Here is a 3,913-nt window from a genome sequence, read left to right on the forward strand (position 1 = left end):
CACAGGTTGCGCCGCCCGCCCTCCACCGGTTGCAGGCCAGCATAGCCGCCATCGAAGAACGTCACCGCCACCGTGCCGGCAAGGCGGCGGGACAGCGCGGCGTCGCGGAAATACATCTTGAAGCCGATTTCGTCCGGCCCGTCCGGGCGCGGCAGCCCGCGCACATCATGCTTGCCGGTGGCGAGCAGCAGGGCGGGCGCAGCGATGTCGCCGGCGGTGGTTTGCGCTGCCCCATCAGACAGCGTGCGCACGCTCACCCCGCGCTGCACTTCCACGCCCACGGCGGCGGCGCGTTCCAGCATTGCCGCATCCAGCACCCGCCGTGACAGGCTGAGCGCCGGGAACGGCAGGCGGGCGGCGGCCTGGCGGTGGCCGGCATTGATTTCGACGCGGGTGATCGGCACCGCGCCCAGGCTGCGTGCATCCACGCCCAGCCCGGCCAGTGCCGCCACGGCTTCACCGCTGAGGAATTCGCCGCAGATCTTGTCGTGGGCGCCAGCTTCGCGTTCGAGCAGCAGCGGGCGGCAGCCGGTGCGCGCCAGATCGATGCCCGCCGCCGTGCCGGCTAGCCCGCCGCCGATAATCAGCGCCGGAGTTATTTGGCGCATGACGCAACCGTCCAGCGGAAAGGGACGTGCCAGCGCAGGTCGGCCTGCACTCCGGCGCGGGCCAGCAGCGCCTGCCAATCGGTGCGGGTGAAGGCGCGGCGAACCGACAATGCGCCGTCGTGCGCCACGATCGGATGCCAGCGGAAAACCACGGCAAGCAGGCGAAAGCCCGCCCACGCCAGCCAATGCCGGTGCAGATCGTTGATCAACCAACCAACGCGCGCCGTAGCGTCCATCCACTGGATGAAGGCCACCAGTTCATCGTCGTGCATGTGGTGCGCGACCAGCGAAGAGATGATGAAATCCGGCGGCGGATCGAGCGTTTCGGCGCGGCCGGTGAGGAAGCGGATGTTCATGCCCGGATCGGTGGCGGCGGCAGCGACCGGGGCGGAACGCGGGTTGAGATCGATGCCGGTCAGTTCGGCGCGCAGGCCCTTGCCGCGCGTCCAGCGAGCGATCGCGCGCAGCATGTCGCCGTGGCCAAAACCGACATCGAGCAGGCTGAACGAGGCGCGCGTGGGCGCGTGCCCCCCCAACCACGCCAGTGTGGGCGCGCGGGCCAGCGTGAGCGTGTTGACGCGCGCCAGATCAGCAATCACGGCGGCATAGGTGGCTTCGTCGAGCGATGCATCGTCCATGATCTCCGGCAGATCGGCACGCGCGCTGAAATCAAGGCGGGCGTGCGGCCAATCGGCGGGGACTGCGTTCATCCACCCACCGTTTCAAAGCGGAAGCTTTCCGCCGCCAGGCCCGGCCCGAACGCCACGGCAAAGCCCGGCACACCGCGTGGCACGCTGGTGCCGATACCGGCCATGATGCGTTGCAGCACAAACATGATGGTGGCGCTGCTCATGTTGCCGCATTCGCGCAGCACATCGCGGGACCAGTTGAGCGCGCCCTGCCCCAAGCCAAGCCCGTTTTCCACCGCATCCAAGATGGCGCGGCCGCCGCCGTGGACAGCCCACACGCCGTAGTCGTCGGGGCTGCGGCCGTGCAGCAGATCGGCGCCCGCCGGCCCGGCCAACGCCTGTTGCAGGATCGCCGGCACCCGGCCCGACAGCACCATGTCAAAGCCCTGATCGCCCACGCCCCAGGTGATGGCGTCGGCGGAATCGGCGATGGTGGCGGCGCGGAAATCGGTGAGCGCGATGCCGTGCGCGTCTGCCGTGACCAATGCCGCCGAACAGCCATCGCCGAACAGCAGCATGGCCAGCAGCGATTCAAGCTGGCCGGTTTCCTGAAAATGCAGGCTGCACAGTTCGAGGTTCACCACCAGCACCCGCGCTGCCGGGTCGGAGCGGACGAAATGATGCGCCAACCGCAGCGAATTGACCGCAGCATAACAGCCCATGAAGCCAACGTGCGTACGCTCCACCCCCGGGTTCAGGCCCAAACGCTGCACCAGTATCTGATCGATGCCCGGCGCGGTCATCCCGGTGCAGCTGGCCACCACCAGATGGGTGATCGCTCTCAGTTCCTCGCCCGTCAGGCCCAGCCCGGCGATAGCCTCCTGCGCGAGGCCGGGCGCGGTGGCGGCAAAGCGTTCCATGCGGCGCGCCGTCGATGGAAAGGCACCGGGGCGGTAAAAGCCTTCGGCATCGGCGGTAAAACCATCCGGGTCTTTTACCGGGGTGAAAAAGCTCCAGCGGTGATCGATGGCGCTGCGGCCCACAAGCCGCTTGAAGATCAGCTGGTCACGGCGTTCCTTGATCAGGCCGCCAACGAAATCGACGAACGCTTCGTGCACGTCGTTGGGCGGCAGCGCGGTGCCGATGCGATTGATGTGCGCGACTGCAGAGGCGGGCATCGCGAAATTTCCTTTTGATTTGCAATGTGACAGTGCGCCGGTTGGCAGAGGCTTGCAACGGGCTTGCAACGGGATGGGCTGCGGCCGATGGATGCGCCATGAACACATCAGGCATCAGTGCGGTTCCCGGCATCAGCGTGGGCCATGCGCACTGCACGGCGGCGCGCACCGGTGTCACGCTCATCATCCCGCATCAACCGGCCGTAATGGCGGTGGACGTGCGCGGCGGCGGCCCCGGCACCCGTGAAACCGATGCGCTGAACCCGATCAATCTGGTGGAACGCGCGCACGGGCTGGCGCTGGCGGGCGGATCGGTGTTCGGGCTGGCGGCCGGCGATGAACTGGCGCTGCTGCTGTCGGCGGCGGGGCGCGGCCTGCCGATGGGGGATGGCCTGCCGTGCGTGCCAGTGGTGCCGGCGGCGATATTGTTCGATCTTACCAACGGCGGCGACAAGGCGTGGGCGATGGACCCGCCGTATCGCCGGCTGACGCGGGAGGCGTTTGCCGCTGCCGGGCAGCCGGGCAGCGATGGCCACGGCGCAATCGGTGCGGCGCACGGCGCCCGCGCTGGCAGCCGGGCGGGCGGCATCGGCAGCCTGGCGCGGATGCTGGGCGATGGCCACGTGGTCGGCGCCTTGATCGCCGCCAACAGCTTTGGCGAGGTTTATGCCGATGCGCCGCCCGGCGATGGCCCGGTGGAAATGCCCAAGCTCGGCCGCCATCGCCGTTTCGGGCGGGAAAACACCATCATCGGCGCGGTGGCCACCAACGCGCCGCTCACCCGCGCCCAGGCGCTGCGGGTGGCAATGATGGCGCAGGGCGGGCTGACACGCGCGGTTCGCCCCGTCCACACGCCGTTCGACGGCGATTGCCTGTTTGCCTTTTCCACCGCCGCGCCCGGCCTGGTGCCTGTGGACGATGTGCAATTGACCTGGATCGGCACTGTCGCCGCCGATCTGGTGGCAGCCGCCGTGCGCCGCGCGGTCGGCCTTTACTGATTGTCCAGAAGTGCGATGCGGTTGGCGAGGGCGGCCAGGCGCGGTGCCAGCGCGGCGGTAGCGGCGGGCGCTTCCCGCAGGGCTTCGGCCAGCGCTTCGCGGCGGTAATCGGCTGCGGCCAATGGCGCCAGCGCGGCGGACAGCACCGATTCGGCGGCTTCAAGCCCAAGCGCCGATGTTGTTTCCGCGCCGGCGCCGGCAGCCCGGGCGCGCGCTGCATCACGGGCAGCGCGAGCAGGGCCTGCGGCCAATTCCACCTTTGCCACCAGCGCCTCGATCGCCGCCAATTCGGTTTGGGCCGCGCCCAGCGTTGGCGGCAAGATCGGGGGCGGCGGGATGGGCGGCGGCATATCGGGTGCCGCGGCGGCGGCCGGCGGCGCGCATTCGGCACCGTCACCGCGAGGGCAGCGCCCCGCCCCCAACAAATTCCCTCCCACGTTGCGCGGCACCATCGGCGAAATCTCCCCGGGGCGCGGGCTCAGGCTGGGCCAATCAGTGCC

At 69.4% G+C, this 3,913-nt stretch carries 4 protein-coding genes and 1 pseudogene; 1 reads left to right on the top strand and 4 read right to left on the bottom strand.

Features of this window, described 5'->3' with window-relative positions; genetic code table 11:
• The 3 genes from ACESL8_RS00655 to ACESL8_RS00665 all read right to left on the bottom strand — a co-directional run.
• A partial coding sequence (locus tag ACESL8_RS00655; protein WP_372914850.1) for an NAD(P)/FAD-dependent oxidoreductase occupies window positions 1–608 on the bottom strand: 608 nt, incomplete at its 3' end.
• Window positions 596–1,318, bottom strand: a complete 723-nt coding sequence (locus tag ACESL8_RS00660) for a methyltransferase domain-containing protein (protein WP_372914853.1) — start codon at window positions 1,316–1,318, stop codon at window positions 596–598. The genes ACESL8_RS00655 and ACESL8_RS00660, both read right to left, overlap by 13 nt.
• Window positions 1,315–2,415, bottom strand: coding sequence for a type III polyketide synthase (locus ACESL8_RS00665; RefSeq protein ID WP_372914855.1), 1,101 nt, complete (start codon window positions 2,413–2,415; stop codon window positions 1,315–1,317). Before ACESL8_RS00665 ends, ACESL8_RS00660 begins: the two co-directional genes overlap by 4 nt.
• 98 nt (window positions 2,416–2,513) lie before the next feature.
• Between ACESL8_RS00665 and ACESL8_RS00670 the strand changes: the two genes are divergently transcribed.
• Complete coding sequence (locus tag ACESL8_RS00670; RefSeq protein WP_372914857.1) at window positions 2,514–3,413, top strand: P1 family peptidase; 900 nt, start codon at window positions 2,514–2,516, stop codon at window positions 3,411–3,413.
• On the opposite strand, the pseudogene ACESL8_RS00675 reads toward ACESL8_RS00670, so the two are convergent.
• Window positions 3,407–3,913 (bottom strand): annotated as a pseudogene (locus tag ACESL8_RS00675) (hypothetical protein); the annotation flags it as partial. The gene ACESL8_RS00670 and the pseudogene ACESL8_RS00675 sit on opposite strands and share 7 nt — an antisense overlap.

Origin of the sequence: Sandarakinorhabdus sp. (genome assembly GCF_041689835.1) — a bacterium.
In the GTDB taxonomy this organism is placed as follows: Bacteria; Pseudomonadota; Alphaproteobacteria; order Sphingomonadales; family Sphingomonadaceae; genus Sandarakinorhabdus.